Source organism: Aquimarina ulvae, assembly GCF_053613295.3.
Genome location: NZ_JBSIBP030000001.1, coordinates 77,452 through 95,469 on the forward strand (window position 1 = coordinate 77,452; position 18,018 = coordinate 95,469).

Below are 18,018 nucleotides of genomic sequence, written 5' to 3' on the forward strand. Positions count from 1 at the left end.
GATCTTACCATTTCTGTATAAATGCTACGGTTTTCTGTTCGTTGTAATAAGCTTCACCAAAAAGATAAAACCCAACGTGGCCACCAAATTCAGGAGTTTCTAAGTATAAATTAGTATTTTCTTGAGCTTCTTTAATTGGATAACAAGAATTTCCAAGAAATGTATCGTTCTTAGCATTAATAATAAGCGTTGGTACTTGAATACCTTTTAAGAATTGCTTGCTACTGCACCTAGTGTAATAATCAATAGCATCAATATATCCATGTGCTTTGCTTGTATACAAGTCGTCAATATCTATAAGAGATTTGCACATATTGATGTCTGATTTGCTTATCTCATTAGGAAAAATCTTATGTCTTTGCTGTAGTTTTTCTTTTAAACTTTTAATAAAACGTTGCTGATAAATAAAATTTTTAGGCTTGTTGATTTCGGATAAAGAGTCATAAAGGTCGCAAGGAACGGATACTGCCACAGCAGACTTAACTTGCTTTGGTGTTGTTCTTTCGCCTAAATATTTTAACGTGATATTTCCTCCAAGACTAAATCCGCAGATAGAGATAGTGTCATAACCTTTTTCGGTTACATGAGCAATAATAGTGCTTAGATCATCACTGACTCCAGCATTGTATGATCTGTACAACCGATTTACTTCTCCACTACAATTTCTAAGATTAACCGCGGCAACATCCCAATGATTGTTGTTCAAATGCTTGGCAAGTCCCATAATATATTGCCGTTGCGCATTTCCTTCCAATCCGTGAATTAATATTGCAACGCTTCGTAACGGTCTGTTTTTCAAAGGATAGCTCCAATCTATATCTATGAAATCACCATCTTGTAGCTCTACTCTTTCTCTTGTTTGATGAATACCTTTTACTTTTCGAAGTAAATTAGGGTATATGGTGGAAAAGTGACCATTTCTAAAAAAAAAAGGCGGTGTATATTTGGATTCAACAATGGGCATTAATACAGTATATTATCTTTGGGTTTTACTTTTTCAGGAAGATCTTTTTCATCTAACATATCTCTCAGGTCTATTTCAATAGTTCTACATAATGCAGTCATTGGAACATCGTTTATTCTGCCCTCAAAAGGATCTTCGCTATTGCTTCCGATCTTTTCCATAGTGGTAAATATCCACGAGATTAATACCGATAAAGGAATCATCACAATAATAAACCAAGGACGCAGATGCTGAGACATATCACTTAACTCACTTTCAAAAACACTCAATAAACCAAAGGGGAGTAGTAGTACAAATATCCAAGTAAAAACAGTGCTGAAATAAGCATACTGCCTGGGGAAAGGAGTGTTTTTTATGCGTTCACATTTTCCCTGAAGGTTGTATAACTCTTCTAAAACTGTGTGCAACAATTGCTTGTCGAATTCTGTAATTTTTTCAGTTTTCAGCAACTCTTTAATGGCCAACCCTTGATTTTTAACTAAATGAGTAGCTGGGTTTTTTCGTTTAAGTAAGTCAGTATACTCTGTATCTGAGACAAAAGCTTTGGCAGCATCACATGCTGGATTACGTTCCCCATGTTTAGTAAACAGACGTTCTACAGATGAGTTTTCCCGAATAGAAAAGGAAGTAGGTTGCCTTAATTGGATACGAAGTGCATTGATCCAGGCGATATGTCTGTGAATCAATATCTTTTTAGTTTCGTGATCATCGTCAACTAGGCTTAAGATTTGATTTGCCCAGGTTCTACTGTAGTTGACAATACCACCCCAAATTTTTCTTCCTTCCCAAAAACGATCATAACTCTGGCTGTTTTTAAATCCAATATAAAATGCAACAGCTATACCAATAACAGATAGTGGCTGAAAAGGAATATCTATAAATTTGAATTCTAAAAAGTGATACAATGAAAAAATAATAGAAGTATATAAAGTAAAGAAGATCAGGTTTTTCCAGGCATATCGAAGAATAATTCCCCAACTAATATTTCTTTTAATATACATAAGTTAATTTTTGTTCTAAAATAAGAAGACCATAGAGGTTTTCAAAGTGTGCGTGGTCTTATTTTTTGATATGTAACAGTTATAATAATCCATCCAGAAGTTTCTATCTGTTGACTATGAATCCATCGGGGGTTTTCACTGTTATTAAATAGACTATTCTATGAACACTTCTTCTTGTACCTTCTTGATCATATACTTTTAATAGCTTAAAGTAGGATTTTATGGTAGAAAATCTTTTTATAAATTAGATGAGAGGTATGGTTTTAAACAGAAGTTTGTTGAGCAGGTATAACAAGTGTTTTTGTATTTTTGATGCATAAAATCAATAGATATGTATTTAAAAGAATTTGAGATTAGATGGAATGATATTGATGCCAATCGTCATTTAGCAAACAAAGCCTATATCGAATATGCAGCGCATACGAGAATGACTTTCTTGTCTGAGTTAGGTTTCGACCAGCGACTATTAGGTAAATTCAATATTGGACCTGTAGTTTTTTATGAACACATCTATTATTTTAAAGAAGTCTTTTATGGTAGGCCTGTAAAAGTTTCATTAGAATTAGCCGGAATGAGCGAAGATGGAAAGTTTTTTGAATTTGTACATAATTTTTATGATCATAACGGGAGGAATTTTGCTCGTTGCGAAATGATGGGAGCTTGGTTAGATTTAAAAACTCGAAAATTAATACCACTTCCAGAAGTAATGCTTCAATTTATGGATAAAGTAGAGCGCCCTGAAGATTTTAAGATTCTTACGAGTAAAGATACTAGAAAATTTTCTAAAGTGCCTAAGGATTTAGGTTAGTTTCTTTGGTTTTTTAGTCACTAGATAAACGCCTAAAAACACCAATATAGCAGATATAATTTTGACCAGATTTAATGAGTCAACCCCCATGATCATAGCAAAACTAATCGCTAATAGTGGTTGGAGATAAATAAATGCTCCAATTGTAGAAGCCTTTAAGGTTTTTAATGCAAATATATTCAATAGATAGGTAAAGAAAGTGGTTCCCACAACAACAAATACCATTTTCCATATGACATCATAAGGAAGTGTTGTCCATTGCACTTCACTAAATTCTGAAATTGTAATAGGAAAATTAATAATAACGCCGATTAGAAAAAACCATTTCATTAAAGTAAAAGAATGATATTTTGCTGTTAGCGGTTTTACCAATACCAGATAAATGGCGTAAGAAGCAGCATTGATAATAAATAGAATGTTTCCTGCAGGAATATTGGGCGCATCTTGTCTTACCTCTGATCCAAAAAGAATAAGCCCCAATGCACCAGAAAAACCAAGTATAATACCAAGCGTTCTCAAAATAGTGATCTTCTCACTCAAAAAAATGGCGGATAAAACAAATACCAATATTGGAGATATGGTAATCATGACCGAACTATTTATAGGAGTCGATAATTGAAGTCCTTTAAAGAACATTAACATATTTATCACCATTCCAAAAATGGCACACCCAAATATCCTTAGCCAGTCACTACGATCAATTTTTTGCTTAGGAGCCCACATAGAGGCAAGCCAAAAAAGAACTGCTGCTCCAATAACCCTAAGAAGAATAAAACCAAAAGGTTTGATATAAGTAGGCATTACTCCTTTTGCCAGTGTATGATTGATTGCGTAAATCAAACTGGCACCAAAAGCTGCTAATAATGCTACTTTTCTTTTATCCATTAATAGCTGTGTTTGCAGCTGCTATTACTTTTTTGCTATTCCCGATGAATATCTGATTGTCGTATAGAAATACCGGACGTTTCAAGAAGGTATAATGCTCTAGTATTAAATTCTTATAATCGTTTTCTGTTAAAGCTTTATTTTTTAAATCTCGTTCTTTATAAAGCCTTGCTCTTTTACTGAAAAGGGATTCATAACTACCTGCCAATGATTTCATTTCCTCAATTTGCCCCAACGTTATTGCTTCATTTTTAATGTCTTGCAAAACAAAATCTGAAGATGGTTCTAGTTCATTCAAAATTCTTTTACAAGTATCGCAGGTAGATAGATAGTATATTTTTTTCACGTATGCGTATTTAAAATGTCAAATTCCACACAAAGAAAATTCATTTCACAATGAAAACTCATATTTTTGGCTAAAAATTAAGAACATTACCAACCAAGATATGAAAGATCAATTGGAAATTACTAGAACAAACAGAAAACTACTCGCCCAAATTTTGGATAATTATTCATTGGAAGACCTCAATAAAGTTCCTGAAGGATTTAGTAACAATTTGATTTGGAATATTGCTCATGTGATTGTCACACAACAGCTGCTTGTTTATAAATTAAGCGGGTTATCCATGATGATAGATGACGATATGGTCAATACGTATCGTAAGGGAACAAAAGCCGAAGGATTGACAAGTAATGAAGAAGTAGAAAATATCAAAGAGCTTCTTTTTAGTTCTGTCGATAAAACTGAAAAAGATATAGAAGCAAAAATTTTTAAGAAGTATCAAGAATATCCTACAAGTACCGGTTTTACTTTAAAATCGATAAAGGACGCGATCAACTTCAATAATTTTCACGAAGGGATTCATCTGGGTTACATTTTAGCACTTAGAAAATCACTATAATATATTTACCGTAAAATATTCTGAAACCTCCTGTTTTTTGAATTTTAATTCAATGGGGCCCTCGGCATAAGAGCTGATTTCGTACTGATTGTATATCAGTACAACATGTGTGTCAGTAAATCCAATATTGGAAGGAAGACTAAAAGTATTATTTTCAAAAAAGAATCCAGTACTATTAATAGATTCATTTTCGGGGATGGAATACTTTGCCTTAAATGATTTTTCTACAAAACTTGAAAAATCGTTAAAATCTTTCATAAGATTTTCTGGATTTATAATCATACCTGTTTTTAACGCTATGTTCACGAAGTTCGAATTACCACTTCCATGAGCACCTCCAGTAAAAATATAAGAATCTACTAACACAGATAGTATATCGTCATTTATGAAATTGATATCACAGCGTATGCTCGCCTCATAAGGAATGATTTCATCAGGAAATTGCTCTTTTATTTCTTGATATGATTTGTTAAAACTTTTAATAGCTTCTTCTATCGTATTCAAGGTGGTATAATCCTCTATAGTCAGAGTTGCACAAGCAGCTTTTTCGATTTCTCTGTTGATGTTTTTTGAAATGTCATTTTCACCTATACATTCGATGAGAAAAATTTCTGTGATAGCACAATCTACATTTTGGCAATCAAAAAGATCATCGATAGCTATAATACGTTTCTGAAAGATTAAAGGTTCTTTTTTCTGACAGCCATAAAAACATCCCAATAGTAATAGCAAAAAAATAAAATTCTGTCGGGTGTTAGGTTTTGTGTTAATCATCTACTAAAGGTATTCATTGTTATATGATTAGAAATAATTAAACCATACATTTGTTCAGTTTTTTAACAATACAATTAAGTTGATTTTTTTCAACTTTGAAACTTTGAAATTTGGTTAAAAGAACGTCAAAAAATCAAGAATTATTGTAAAAGTTGAAGATAGTGAAGTTTAATACAAAGACAATACATGGGGGACAGAAACCCGACCCTGCTTATGGAGCAGTAATGACACCTATATATCAGACCTCTACTTATGCACAAACCACACCAGGAGGACATAAAGGATTTGAATATAGCAGGACACATAACCCAACAAGGGAAGCATTGGAAAATGCTTTTGTTAGTATAGAAAATGGGAAATATGGATTAGCTTTTGGGTCTGGGCTGGCTGCTATTGATGCAGTAATTAAGTTACTAAAACCAGGTGATGAAGTTATTTCTACAAGTGATTTATACGGCGGGACATATCGATTATTCACTAAAATATTTGAAGGCTTTGGTATCAAGTTTCATTTTATTAGTATGGAAAAAGTTAATAAAGTTGAATCATATATTAATAAAAAAACTAAATTAATTTGGGTAGAAACTCCAACAAACCCAATGATGAATATTATTGATATCAAGTCGATAGCAAAGGTATCGAAAAAGCATAATCTCTTATTAGCTGTTGATAACACTTTTGCAACTCCATATTTGCAAAGACCATTAGATCTGGGAGCAGATATTGTGATGCATAGTGCTACAAAATATATAGGTGGGCATAGCGATCTAGTTATGGGAGCTTTAATTGTAAATGATGATATCGTTGCGCAACGATTGTATTTTATTCAGAATGCTAGTGGAGCGGTTTGCGGTCCTCAGGATAGTTTTTTGGCGTTAAGAGGTATTAAAACGTTGCATGTTCGTATGCAACGACATTGCGAAAATGGTGAGGCAATCGCCAAATACTTGAAAAATCATCCAAAGATTGAAAAGGTTTATTGGCCAGGGTTTGGGGATCATCCTAATCATACTATTGCCAAAGAGCAAATGGATGGGTTTGGAGGTATGATATCTTTTGTAACCAAAGGGAATAATTTTGAAGAAGCAATTAAAATAGTGGAAAACCTGAAAGTCTTCACTTTGGCAGAGTCATTAGGAGGTGTTGAAAGTTTAGCTGGCCACCCGGCAAGTATGACACATGCATCGATCCCCAAGGAAGAGCGTGAGAGAATTGGGGTAGTTGATTCCTTGATTAGATTAAGTGTTGGTATTGAGGATATTGATGACTTGATAAAGGATTTAGAACAGGCGATAGGATAAGCGTTATTAAATTCAAAAAAATAGACAGTTTTTTTTGATAATATCATATATTTGACAAGGTAAATTTACCTTTAGATAAGAATCTTTTAATCCTATTAACATATGCAAGCAAAGATAGATGCATTTATGGAAGAAGTAAGAGCTCGTAACGCCCACGAGCCAGAGTTCTTACAGGCTGTACAGGAAGTTGCAGAAACTGTAATTCCTTACATAGCCACGCAAGAAATATATAATGGAAAAAACATTTTGTTGCGAATGGTGGAACCAGAGAGGGCCATCATGTTTCGTGTGCCTTGGGTAGATGATAAAGGAGAAATACACGTAAATAGAGGATATAGAATCCAGATGAACTCTGCAATTGGCCCTTACAAAGGAGGATTGCGTTTTCACCCATCAGTAAATATAAGTATCCTGAAGTTTCTTGCTTTTGAGCAAGTCTTCAAAAATAGTCTGACTACGCTTCCGATGGGAGGTGGTAAAGGAGGATCTGATTTTGATCCAAAAGGAAAATCTGATGATGAAATTATGCGTTTTTGCCATAACTTTATGGGTGAGCTTTTTAGACATATTGGGCCTAATACAGACGTTCCGGCTGGGGATATCGGAGTAGGTGCTCGTGAAATAGGTTTCTTATTTGGTATGTATCGAAAAATGCGTAATGAATTTACAGGGGTTCTAACAGGAAAAGGATTGAGCTGGGGTGGATCCGAGATTCGTCCAGAAGCAACAGGTTATGGTACCGTGTATTTTGCAGAAAATATGCTAAAGACCAAAGAGGATTCTTTTGAAGGCAAAACAGTCTTAGTTTCGGGATCGGGAAATGTAGCGCAATATGCTACTGAGAAAGCAATTCAATTAGGCGCTAAAGTGGTTACCTTGTCAGATTCTTCTGGATATATCTATGACGAAGATGGAATCGATATGGACAAACTCAAATTTGTTATGGAACTTAAAAATGAGAAAAGAGGCCGTATTAGTGAGTATGTAGATAAATACAGCGCTGCAAAGTTTCATAAAGGAAAAACACCTTGGAGTGAAAAATGTGACATCGCACTGCCTTGCGCGACACAGAATGAATTAAATGGCGATGATGCTAATACGTTGATTGATAACGGTTGTATCTGTGTTAGTGAGGGAGCAAATATGCCTTGTGATTCGGATGCAGTAGCAGCTTTTCACAAAGCCAAGATACTCTTTGCCCCTGGGAAAGCATCAAATGCTGGAGGTGTAGCTACTTCAGGATTAGAGATGACCCAAAACTCTTTACGTTTTAAGTGGACTAGAAAAGAAGTTGATGAGAAGTTGAAGCAAATTATGAATGATATCCATGAAAAATGTGTTGAATATGGAACGGATGACGACGGGTATGTTGATTATGTTAAAGGAGCTAACATTGCCGGCTTCGTAAAAGTTGCTGATGCTATGCTAGCACAAGGAGTCGTGTAGAATAAAAAGTCTTTATTAGAAAAGCCGTTCTGACTATATTAGAACGGCTTTTTTCGTTGTTTAAAAGCAATAATTAGTATTTTAGCATGTTATCAAAGCAGCCTTAATACCACTCAAAGAATTATGCAAAACTTCAGATTATTATTACTTCTTTTTTTTCCACTATCTCTATTTTCACAGGATTTTAGTAATCAATGGAGAGGGCATTATTCCTATTTTAAGATTAGCGATACCTATGCAATCGAAAATAAAGTCTATACTGCTTCTGAAAATGCAGTTTTTATTTACGATATAGACACAAGAACTTCAGAACCTTTTTCAACAGTTAATGGATTAGCAGGAGAAACTATATCTACCATTTATCACAGCTCAATATATGATATCACAGTTATTGGCTATGAAAATGGATTATTAGAGTTGATAATAGATGATGAGGTGAGAACATTTATTGATATTGAAGAAAAGCCAACTATTTCCCCTGCTCAAAAAAGAATAAATCATTTTTTTGAGAATGAAGATATCTTATACGTTTCGACTGGATTTGGAATTGTAGAGTTTAATTTAGAAAGAGTAGAATTTGGAGATACTTTTTTTGTTGGTCCCGCTGGATCACAGGTAAATATCACTGGAACTATCGTCTCTGGCAATTTTATTTATGCAACTACTACAGGTAACGGTATTTTACGTGCAGAGGTCGATAATCCGAATTTGGTTGATTTCAACCAATGGAGTACTGTTGTAACAGGCGGATTTAATGGAATTACACGTTTTAATGATCAAATATTAGTGTGGGAAAATAATAATTTGATCCGAAGATTGGATGGTACAGTGTTATCTACAGTCATCACGTCACCTTCTAATATAATAGATGCTTCTGTGAGCTCAGAGGGTTTAACCGTTGTTACTTTAGACAGAGTCTCTATTTTTGATGCAACGTTTCAGGAGGTAAATTCAGTATTAAGCAGTGCAGAAGATCCATTTGTACTTCACGCAGCTTCTATATTTGACAGTCGTGCATATTTAGGAACAGAGAGTAGAGGTTTGTTAGAGGTTGATTTAGGGAACACCAATACAAAAACAACAATATCTCCAGAAGGACCTTTGAATAATTTTGCATTTAGAGTAGAGGCGCTTAACAATAATTTATGGGTAGTTTTTGGTGAGTATGATGTAAACTTCAACCCATTCCCACTTAGACAACGAGGAATTAGCAAATTGACTCAGGATGGATGGTTCAATATTTCTAAAGATGAGGTATTAGGGGCAACTTCATTATCTCATATTACTGTAAATCCCGATAATGAAAGTCAGGTTTTTATAAGCAGTTTAAAAGATGGTTTATTAGAGGTTAATGATAATACAGTAACAAACTTATATGATAATTTTAATAGCGGTTTTGAAACGTTTGTTGAAGGTGATCGAATTGTGTTTCTTAACGGCTCAGTGTTTGATAATCAGGGAAATTTATGGATAAGTAATGCTAGAGTTGACAATGGGCTAAAGCGATTTACTCCCGGATCAACTCAAACTTTTGATGTGAATTTTAGTAGTCTGATATCCACTCCTTTAGGGAATCTTGGGTTTTCCGATACCGTCATTGATAGTAATGGAAATTTATTCTTAGGAAGTTTTAATCAGGGTATACTTGGGTATAATTCCAATACAGGAAATTTAATTCAGCTAGTTGGAGAAACAGAGGCTAATCTTCCTAATGATTATATTACGGCGTTAGAAATAGATAGGAATAATCAACTTTGGATAGGTACGTTTAGGGGCATTAGAGTCTTGTTTAACACTTCGGGGGTATTTCAACAAAACAATCCTCAAACAAGCCAGATAATTATTCTCGATGATGAGGGTGTTCCTCAGGAACTTCTTTTTGAACAGGTAATCAACGATATAGAGGTTGATGGTTCTAATAACAAATGGGTAGCTACTCAATCATCAGGAGTGTTTTATTTCTCTCCAGATGGACAGGAAACGTTGGAGCATTTTACCACTGATAATTCGCCATTACCCATAAACAATATCAGGGATGTTTCTGTCGATGATGCTACAGGTTCTGTTTATTTTGCTACGAGTAAAGGAATACTGGAGTTTAAAGGAACCGCAACCGGACCTGAAAGTAATCTAGATAATGTTGTGGCGTTTCCTAATCCAGTGAGACCTGGATTTAATGGTAGGGTTACTATAAAAGGACTAACAAGCAGAGCCAATGTTAAGATTACAGACATCGAAGGCAACTTAGTATATGAAGAGATTACTGAAGGGGGAAGTATTCAGTGGGATACAACTGCTTTTGGAAGGCACAAAGTGGCTTCGGGAGTGTACCTGATTCTCGTAACCGGAGAAGATCAAGCCGAAACGACTGTTTCTAAGTTATTGATTGTAAGATAATGATTATTTGTACTTCTGCAATAGTGATTCACTCTTTGCGTTATGGAGAAAGTGACCTGATAGTTTCATTGTTTACAGAAACTAGCGGATTACGCAGTTATTTGTTAAAAGGGGTGTTAAAATCTAAACGAGGAAAAATAAGAGCATCTTTATTCCAGCCTTTGACGTTACTGGAAATTGAGGCAAATCATAAAAATAAAGGCACTTTAGAAAGAATTAATGAAGCCAAAGTTCTGATTCCTTATCAATCCTTACATACTGATTTTGTAAAAAGTTCATTAGTTTTTTTCCTGTCAGAGGTATTAAAAAATACCATCCAAGAAGAAGAAACAAATGAAGAGCTTTTTCATTATTTAGAAACTACATTTTTATGGTTAGATTCACATCAAGCTATTAGTAATTTCCATATTTCATTTTTAATTAAACTTACACAGTATTTAGGTTTCTATCCAGATGTATCCGATATCTCTTCATCGGTTTTTAATATGCAGGATGGTTGTTTTCAGAATGACGTTTCTCATAGGTACTGTGTAGAAGGGTCTAATGTTTCAGTCTTCAAAGAATTTTTAGGCACAACATTTGAGGATAGTATGAATATCAAAATGTCCAGAACACTAAGAAATGATATACTTAACATGTTATTAGCATATTTTGAGCTACATTTGCACGGTTTTAAAAAACCGAAGTCATTTTCGATTTTGAACGAAATTTTTAACTAGGTAATGCGCTTATTTATAATTGTTGTATCCATTTTATTTTTTACCACTGATACTGCTGCACAAATCGTAACAGTTTTCAGTAGATCAAATAATCAACCCGTGCCAAGTGTTACCATACATAACGAAAAAAAATCACGTTCAGTTCTTACTGATTTTGATGGAGTGGTTGACATCTCTGTTTTTTTAGAGTCTGATACCCTTTATTTTAAACACATTTCTCATAGTACAGCTATGTTTACTAAATCTCAGATTATTGCCTCAGGAAACAAGGTATATCTGGAAATTGATGAAAATCAATTGTCAGAGGTTATTATATCTGTGTCCAAATGGGAGCAAGATAAAAAAGACGTTACTCAAAAAATTGTAAGTATCACCTCTGACGAGATTGCTTTTTCAACACCACAAACTTCTGCTGATCTTCTACAAAGTAGTGGTCAGGTATTTATACAAAAAAGTCAATTAGGAGGAGGAAGCCCAATCATTCGAGGTTTTTCTACAAATAGATTGTTACTGACTGTAGATGGAGTCCGAATGAACAATGCAATTTTTAGAGGAGGAAACGTACAAAATGTAATATCTATCGACCCTTTTACTATCGACAGAACTGAAGTAATCCTTGGTCCCGGATCTGTGGTGTACGGAAGTGATGCCATAGGAGGTGTAATGAATTTTTATACAGCACAACCTAAATTTGCCATAAGCGGTAAAAACAAATTAAGTGGAAATGCAATTGCAAGATATGCAAGTGCAAGTAACGAAAAAACAGGTCATATTGATCTTAATGTAGGACTAGAAAAATGGGCGTTTTTGACTAGTGTAAGCTTTACTGATTTTGATGATCTAAAAATGGGAAGCCACGGCCCGGATGATTATTTGAGAAATGAATTTGTGGAAACGATAGATGGTGTAGATACAGTGATTGAAAATGATGATCCAGAAAATCAGGTGTTTACCGGATATGATCAGTTTAATTTTTTGCAAAAAATACATTTTATTCCAAATGAGCGATGGGATGTTAACGCAGGTTTTATGTATACTAAAACTTCTGATTATCCCAGATATGACCGTTTGATTCGCCGTAGAGGCGGAAATTTAAGATCTGCCAAATGGTATTACGGACCTCAAAAATGGTTAATGGCAAATATTCAGTTGACCAACAAATGGAAAAATCTTCTTTATAATAAAGTAAAATTTACAGCAGCCTACCAAAATTTCCAAGAAAGTAGGAATGACCGTGATTTTGGTGGAGATATCTTATCGAAAACAAAAGAAGATGTAGATGCATATTCTGCGAATCTTGACTTCGAGAAAAATTTGGATAAAAAAACAACAATATATTATGGATTGGAATATATCCTAAATCAAGTATCTTCTGATGGCTCTGAAGTACGTGTTTCTAGTAATGATATCACAGACGCGCCCTCCAGATATCCAGATGGATCTACTTGGCAATCAATAGCAGCTTATACAAGTATAAAAAGTAAATTAAGTGAAGAATTAAGATTTCAGGGAGGGATACGATATAATAGAATTATATTATACTCAGAGTTTGATGATACTTTTTTTGATTTTCCTTTTACGGAAGCTAATTTAGATACTGAAGCATTTACGGGCACAGCAGGAATTAGTTGGTTACCCAATGACATTCTACAATGGAAACTTAATTTTTCTACAGCGTTTAGAGCTCCGAATATCGATGATGTAGGTAAAATTTTCGATTCAGAGCCTGGTTCTGTAGTAGTGCCAAATCCTGATTTAGAACCAGAATATGCCTATAACGGTGAGATTGGAGTAACCGCAAATGTGGGTGAAAATTTTAAGATTGATTTAGCTACATACTATACCCAATTGGATAACGCATTAGTGCGTAGAGATTTTACATTGAATGGTGAAACAGAGGTTCTTTTTGGAGGAGAATTGAGTAATGTACAAGCTATTCAGAATGCAGCGAATGCTCAAATTTATGGTTTCGAGGCTGGAATTAGTTATGATTTTATTAAAAACTGGAACCTTTCTTCACAATATACATTTACTGGTGGAGAAGAAGAGCTAGATGATGGATCTGTTTCTCCATCAAGACATGTAGCTCCTCAGTTTGGTAGTACCAATGTAACTTATACTAATAAAAAGTGGATGATTAATCTCTCTGCAATATATAACGGACAGTTTGATTTTGAAGATTTGTCACCATCACAGCAAAACAATGATTTTTTGTATGCACTTGATGAAAACGGGAATCCTTATTCACCTTCATGGTATACTGTTAATATAAGGTCTAGGTATCGATTTACTAAAAATTTGGAAACTACCCTCACTATCGAAAATATAACAGATCAACGTTACAGACCATACTCTTCTGGTATCGCAGGAGCCGGAAGAAACTTTATTTTATCCCTGAAATACTCTCTTTAAACTCAAGCATTCTTGGAAAAAGATATATTATACATTTTTGATATAGATGGGACATTAACAGACAGTGTACCTATGTATTTAATGGTTGTTAATCAGACTCTTATGAAGCTTGGAATTGAGAACATAGACACTGATTATAACAACTACAAGCACCATACCGATAGTTATGCGCTACGATATAATTATGAACGTAATTTTGATAAAGGGTTTTCTAATGATCTCATCGAAAATTTCGAGAATGTTTTAGTAGAACAGATGCTCACATTTGATCCCGTAAAAGAGATTCGTGGGGCTCAGTCTTTAATCCAATTTTTCCGCGAAAAATCAATTCCGTTTTGTTTTGCTACCGGAGCATTACCAAAGCCAGCTATAGCAAAATTAGAACAATGTGGTATTTGGTATGATCCGTTATTGTTGGCAACTTCAAAAACCCATGAATCACGAGAGGGCTTTGTACTGCAGGCCATAGAAAGAGCAAAACAGTACTATGCAAGATCAAATTTCAAATCTATTATTTCTGTGGGAGACGGCCTCTGGGATCTTAGAACGGCTCAGAGCTTATCCTTAGATTTTGTGGGCATTGGTGATAAGAACAGAAAACAATTAATAGCAAATGGAACCGACAAATGCTTTACCGATATGGAAGAATTTAGAAAAACCTTATTTTAATGTTGTTTACTTTTTAGTTTTTTCATTAAATCGATATCAAATGTTTCTTTTAGTTTAGTGATTTCTTTTACATTTTCATTAGGAATAGCAATAGATAACACATAATGTTTTACTTTCCACCCTTCTTCAGTCTTTTCTAATACACCGCTTCCTCTACATATTCCCATTTGTGTGTCCAGCAACTCGTCAAACCAAGCTAAATTCGTGTTGGGTTGTGTGAAGATGTTTCTTTTAAGTGTACTAAAACTCCAAGCTTTACCTTTATCAAAATATGGTTTAGAAAAAGCTTTAAAGTCTTGTAAATTCCAATTTTCAGTGGCATCAGTCCCAATAAAGATAGCATCTTTTGTCATGAGCCCAAAATAAGGTTCAAAGGATGCGTCGGCAGCAGCTTTATGCCATTGTTCTAAAACCTGATTAATTTGTTTTTTTACTGTTGTAATTGGTGCACCACCGGTCTGAGCAGTACAGATAGTCGTAATTACGAAGCATAGTAAAACAGTAACTTTTTTCATATATGAATTACTCTTTAATTTCAATATTGTCTTCTTCCGGATCAATAATAGAATCCCTTAAAATATCTCGCTCTCTGAGCAATTCTCTTTCAATATCTTCGGGTATTGCCAATGACAATTCATTTAATTGAATCACTAAACTATTAAACGCCGTTAATAATCTGATATTAGCATCTATAAGTTTCTGAGGGTCTTGATTTTTTTTTTCAGTGAGTTGTAATAACAACCCGGATTCTGTAGCGATTACAGAAACTCTAGACGTTATGTTGTTAACTTTTAAATCTACAGATAAGTTCTCTTCAAAACGTTGTACTAATAAATTTACACTATCAGCATATTTTTTGATATGAAAAGGATTGTATTCACGCATCGAGAACATAAGATTCTTAAGGTTTTGAAAATCTTCAAAGCTTTCCAAGTCTTTAGAAGCTTGTGGAGATAATCTTAATACTTCCAGATCTGCTTGTTCTTTTGATAAACTATCCAGCTGTACCAGTTGCGTTTCTTCTTTAGCAACAGATGTATTTTCTTTTTTGCATCCAAAACATATGGTAGTGGCTATAAATAGTATAAGTAAAAACGATCTCATCATAAGTTTTTCAATAAGAGACCAAAAATAGACAATATCGTTACAATTAAAAATTTAAGAGCCTTGTTATATTAGTTATAAACTTTGGTTTAGTATAATCAAGCCTTTACTGTTTGCATTTGTTTTAATATAATTTAATTTTTGTCTCTTTTGCGCCAAGTGAAATTAGATATTCTGTTACCTCTTTAGCATCTTCTTCACCACGTTTTGCGTGATGCAAAAGAGTAAATCCATGAGGACCTTTTGCGTGTAGTGTGTTTGGAAAATAATCCAACATAGCTTTTATAATGTCTATTCTTCCAAAAAGAGCAGCTGTAAATATATTAGCTTGCGCGCCCTGATCAATAAGGTATTGTGCTGATTCTTTATAGCCTACGTGACTGGCAGCGCCTAATGCGGTTTCAAAATCACCCAATTTCCAATCATGTGCTGCATTAATGAGAGTTGGATATTCTTCTAAAAGTTCTTTTACTTTATTTAATTTGCTATGGCTCGCAACTACAAATTCTTGAACTACTTTCTTATCTAGTTGTGGTTGCTCTTGTTTTTTAGCCAATATAGTATACGGAAGAAACGTACAAATTCCAGTAGTCACTATACTCTTTCTTAAAAATTGTTTTCTATCCATGATGTATTTATCTTAGTTAACTATTGTTTTTTGATGATTTATGGGCAATTTTATTGATTGTTTTTTTAAAAATAATAGTATTAATAAATGATAGTAATATTTTTATGTGGATGACAAATTCTTTTCTGCAAACCAGTATCATCATGATGTGAACAGTGAACTGTAATTTCACATAAGTTTTGTCTTGGTTTGCATAAAATAATGGAAAACGTAAGCTTACCTATTAATTTTACAAATAATCTAGAGTTAAAAGTTTTGAATATAAAAGACATTGCATACCACTTGTTGTTTTGGCTAGCCATTATGGTGCTATTGGCTATTTCAGAATGGGGACACGGTCAATCTTTTAAGGATGCGGTGATCTTTGAACTGTTATACTTGCCAACCAGAATGATTGCTGTATATATAAATTGGCTTACATTAATACCCAGGTTTTTGTATAGAAACTATTTTGGATCTTACTTCATTTTACTTATCGCTGTTTTGGTGGTTACTGCAATCATACACCGATATTTTGTGTTGTATTGGGGGTACCCCTTGTTTTTTCCTCAATGGATAGATGGTAAACCTTTAGATCCATTGAATTTTTTTAGACTGGTACAATGTATTATGCTTATAGCTACTCCAGTTGCCTTTACAACAGGATTTAAATTGTATAGTGATTGGTTTAAACAACGTAACGAAACCGAGATTTTGAAACAAGAGAAAATGAATGCAGAGTTAAAATTTTTAAAATCTCAAACAAACCCTCATTTCTTGTTTAATACCCTAAATAGTATTTATGGTTTGGCGCTCGAAAAATCTGAAAAAACACCCTCACTCATTCTAAAGCTTTCGGATATTCTAAGTTATACACTGTATGAATCCAATGTCAAAAAAGTACCGCTAAGCAAAGAACTCACGTTGATTGAAAATATCATAGCATTAGAAAAAGAGCGTTATGAAAAACGTGTAGCCATCCATTTTAAGGTAGAAGGAGATGTTGAGAAAATCCGAATACCTCCGCTGATTTTAGTGCCTTTTATCGAAAATGCTTTTAAACATGGATTAAAAAACGAAGTCAAAAAAGGTTGGATTAATATTTATATTAAAGTATCAAAAAACACGTTGTTTTTCAAGATTGAGAATAGCATTTCTAGCTGTAAGCAAGACAACAAAAATCATAATGGGGGACTAGGACTTCAGAATATATCCCGAAGACTTGATTTATTATATGGTAATCGCAAAGAGCTACAAATCAAAGATACTAATGAAACATTTATCGTTAGTCTATTAATTAAATCAGTGTCAGATGAATCTTAAATGTCTCATAGTAGATGACGAGCCTATAGCACAAAAAATTGTAAAAGGTTTTATTGCTGATACTCCTAATATTGAGGTGTTCGAAGTATGTGATAATGCCATGGAAGCATTAAAAATACTTCGGGAAGATACAATAGATATACTTTTTTTAGATATCGAAATGCCAAAAATTAGTGGGTTAAGTTTTTTAAAAACTCTATCACATCCTCCAGCTACAATTATTACGACAGCCTATAGAGAGTTTGCTCTAGAAGGATTTGAACTCAATGCCATAGATTATTTGTTAAAACCTTTTTCTTTTGAAAGATTTTTAAAAGCCATAAACAAAGTGATAGAAGCAAAAAATGGGGCGTCTACAAAATCAGAAACCCCTGCTAAAACCTTTGAATATTTTAAAGCAGATAGAAAGAATATCAGGGTAGATTATGCAGACATTATATATATAGAAGGTCTAAGTAATTATGTGAAGATTCATTTGAAAAACAGCCAGCTAGTAGTATATCATAAATTAATCGATCTGGAAAAGCAATTACCGGGATGTCAGTTTGTGCGTATTCATAAATCGTATATTATCGCTTTGGACAAAATTAAAGCATATGGAAATGACTATATTGAAGTATTAGACAAACAACTATCAATAGGGAATACTTATAGGGATCGTTTTTTTACCAGGATGTCTCGCAAAAAATAAGTAAATATAATAATG

The 18,018-nt window shown here is 33.9% G+C and carries 18 protein-coding genes; 10 read left to right on the top strand and 8 right to left on the bottom strand.

The features are described 5' to 3' along the window. Positions 1 to 4 precede the first annotated feature (4 nt). Both ACWGOQ_RS00375 and ACWGOQ_RS00380 read right to left on the bottom strand, forming a co-directional pair. Positions 5 to 964 carry a YheT family hydrolase gene (locus ACWGOQ_RS00375; protein ID WP_452056563.1) on the bottom strand — a complete coding sequence of 320 codons (960 nt, stop codon included), beginning with the start codon at positions 962 to 964 and terminating at the stop codon, positions 5 to 7. Then, entirely contained in the window at positions 964 to 1,965 is a 1,002-nt protein-coding gene (locus ACWGOQ_RS00380) for a bestrophin family protein (RefSeq protein WP_452056564.1), read from the bottom strand. Before ACWGOQ_RS00380 ends, ACWGOQ_RS00375 begins: the two co-directional genes overlap by 1 nt. A 331-nt stretch (positions 1,966 to 2,296) precedes the next feature. Here ACWGOQ_RS00380 and ACWGOQ_RS00385 point away from each other — a divergent pair, with 331 nt between their 5' ends. After that, positions 2,297 to 2,773: an acyl-CoA thioesterase gene (locus ACWGOQ_RS00385; RefSeq protein WP_452056565.1), complete on the top strand. Its 477-nt coding sequence runs from the start codon at positions 2,297 to 2,299 to the stop codon at positions 2,771 to 2,773. On the opposite strand, the gene ACWGOQ_RS00390 is transcribed toward ACWGOQ_RS00385, so the two are convergent. Next, on the bottom strand, positions 2,765 to 3,658 hold the full coding sequence (locus ACWGOQ_RS00390) for a DMT family transporter (protein ID WP_452056566.1): 894 nt from the start codon (positions 3,656 to 3,658) through the stop codon (positions 2,765 to 2,767). The genes ACWGOQ_RS00385 and ACWGOQ_RS00390 overlap by 9 nt on opposite strands. After that, positions 3,651 to 4,004, bottom strand: a complete 354-nt coding sequence (locus ACWGOQ_RS00395; protein ID WP_452056567.1) for an arsenate reductase family protein — start codon at positions 4,002 to 4,004, stop codon at positions 3,651 to 3,653. The genes ACWGOQ_RS00390 and ACWGOQ_RS00395 overlap by 8 nt, the downstream gene beginning before the upstream one ends. Before the next feature lie 100 nt (positions 4,005 to 4,104). Here ACWGOQ_RS00395 and ACWGOQ_RS00400 point away from each other — a divergent pair, with 100 nt between their 5' ends. Then, positions 4,105 to 4,560 (top strand): DinB family protein, encoded by a 456-nt coding sequence (locus ACWGOQ_RS00400; RefSeq protein WP_452056568.1) that lies wholly within the window; start codon positions 4,105 to 4,107, stop codon positions 4,558 to 4,560. Here the strand turns inward: ACWGOQ_RS00400 and ACWGOQ_RS00405 are convergent. Continuing rightward, complete coding sequence (locus ACWGOQ_RS00405; RefSeq protein WP_452056569.1) at positions 4,555 to 5,334, bottom strand: PdaC/RsiV family protein; 780 nt, start codon at positions 5,332 to 5,334, stop codon at positions 4,555 to 4,557. The genes ACWGOQ_RS00400 and ACWGOQ_RS00405 overlap by 6 nt on opposite strands. Before the next feature lie 161 nt (positions 5,335 to 5,495). Between ACWGOQ_RS00405 and ACWGOQ_RS00410 the strand changes: the two genes are divergently transcribed. From ACWGOQ_RS00410 to ACWGOQ_RS00435, 6 genes are all read left to right on the top strand, one after another. After that, on the top strand, positions 5,496 to 6,635 hold the full coding sequence (locus tag ACWGOQ_RS00410) for a cystathionine gamma-synthase (protein ID WP_452056570.1): 1,140 nt from the start codon (positions 5,496 to 5,498) through the stop codon (positions 6,633 to 6,635). 102 nt (positions 6,636 to 6,737) lie between these two features. Continuing rightward, entirely contained in the window at positions 6,738 to 8,081 is a 1,344-nt protein-coding gene (gene gdhA, locus ACWGOQ_RS00415; protein ID WP_452056571.1) for an NADP-specific glutamate dehydrogenase, read from the top strand. Positions 8,082 to 8,204: 123 nt separating this feature from the next. Continuing rightward, positions 8,205 to 10,478: a type IX secretion system anionic LPS delivery protein PorZ gene (porZ, locus tag ACWGOQ_RS00420; RefSeq protein ID WP_452056572.1), complete on the top strand. Its 2,274-nt coding sequence runs from the start codon at positions 8,205 to 8,207 to the stop codon at positions 10,476 to 10,478. After that, the gene (gene recO, locus ACWGOQ_RS00425) at positions 10,478 to 11,197 is read left to right on the top strand and encodes a DNA repair protein RecO (RefSeq protein WP_452056573.1); all 720 of its coding nucleotides are present in this window, start codon (positions 10,478 to 10,480) and stop codon (positions 11,195 to 11,197) included. Before porZ ends, recO begins: the two co-directional genes overlap by 1 nt. A 3-nt stretch (positions 11,198 to 11,200) precedes the next feature. Beyond that, a complete protein-coding gene (locus ACWGOQ_RS00430; RefSeq protein ID WP_452056574.1) occupies positions 11,201 to 13,609 on the top strand; it encodes a TonB-dependent receptor plug domain-containing protein in 2,409 nt (802 codons plus the stop codon). Between the two features lie 12 nt (positions 13,610 to 13,621). Beyond that, complete coding sequence (locus ACWGOQ_RS00435; protein WP_452056575.1) at positions 13,622 to 14,278, top strand: HAD family hydrolase; 657 nt, start codon at positions 13,622 to 13,624, stop codon at positions 14,276 to 14,278. On the opposite strand, the gene ACWGOQ_RS00440 is transcribed toward ACWGOQ_RS00435, so the two are convergent. From ACWGOQ_RS00440 to ACWGOQ_RS00450, 3 genes are all read right to left on the bottom strand, one after another. Beyond that, entirely contained in the window at positions 14,275 to 14,793 is a 519-nt protein-coding gene (locus ACWGOQ_RS00440) for a nuclear transport factor 2 family protein (RefSeq protein WP_452056576.1), read from the bottom strand. The genes ACWGOQ_RS00435 and ACWGOQ_RS00440 overlap by 4 nt on opposite strands. A 7-nt stretch (positions 14,794 to 14,800) precedes the next feature. Further along, positions 14,801 to 15,385, bottom strand: a complete 585-nt coding sequence (locus ACWGOQ_RS00445; RefSeq protein ID WP_452056577.1) for a hypothetical protein — start codon at positions 15,383 to 15,385, stop codon at positions 14,801 to 14,803. 121 nt (positions 15,386 to 15,506) lie between these two features. Next, positions 15,507 to 16,010 (bottom strand): ankyrin repeat domain-containing protein, encoded by a 504-nt coding sequence (locus ACWGOQ_RS00450; RefSeq protein ID WP_452056578.1) that lies wholly within the window; start codon positions 16,008 to 16,010, stop codon positions 15,507 to 15,509. Positions 16,011 to 16,211: 201 nt separating this feature from the next. Here ACWGOQ_RS00450 and ACWGOQ_RS00455 point away from each other — a divergent pair, with 201 nt between their 5' ends. Further along, complete coding sequence (locus ACWGOQ_RS00455; RefSeq protein WP_452056579.1) at positions 16,212 to 17,312, top strand: sensor histidine kinase; 1,101 nt, start codon at positions 16,212 to 16,214, stop codon at positions 17,310 to 17,312. Then, positions 17,302 to 18,003, top strand: a complete 702-nt coding sequence (locus ACWGOQ_RS00460) for a LytR/AlgR family response regulator transcription factor (protein WP_452056580.1) — start codon at positions 17,302 to 17,304, stop codon at positions 18,001 to 18,003. The genes ACWGOQ_RS00455 and ACWGOQ_RS00460 overlap by 11 nt, the downstream gene beginning before the upstream one ends. The last annotated feature ends 15 nt before the right edge of the window (positions 18,004 to 18,018 follow it).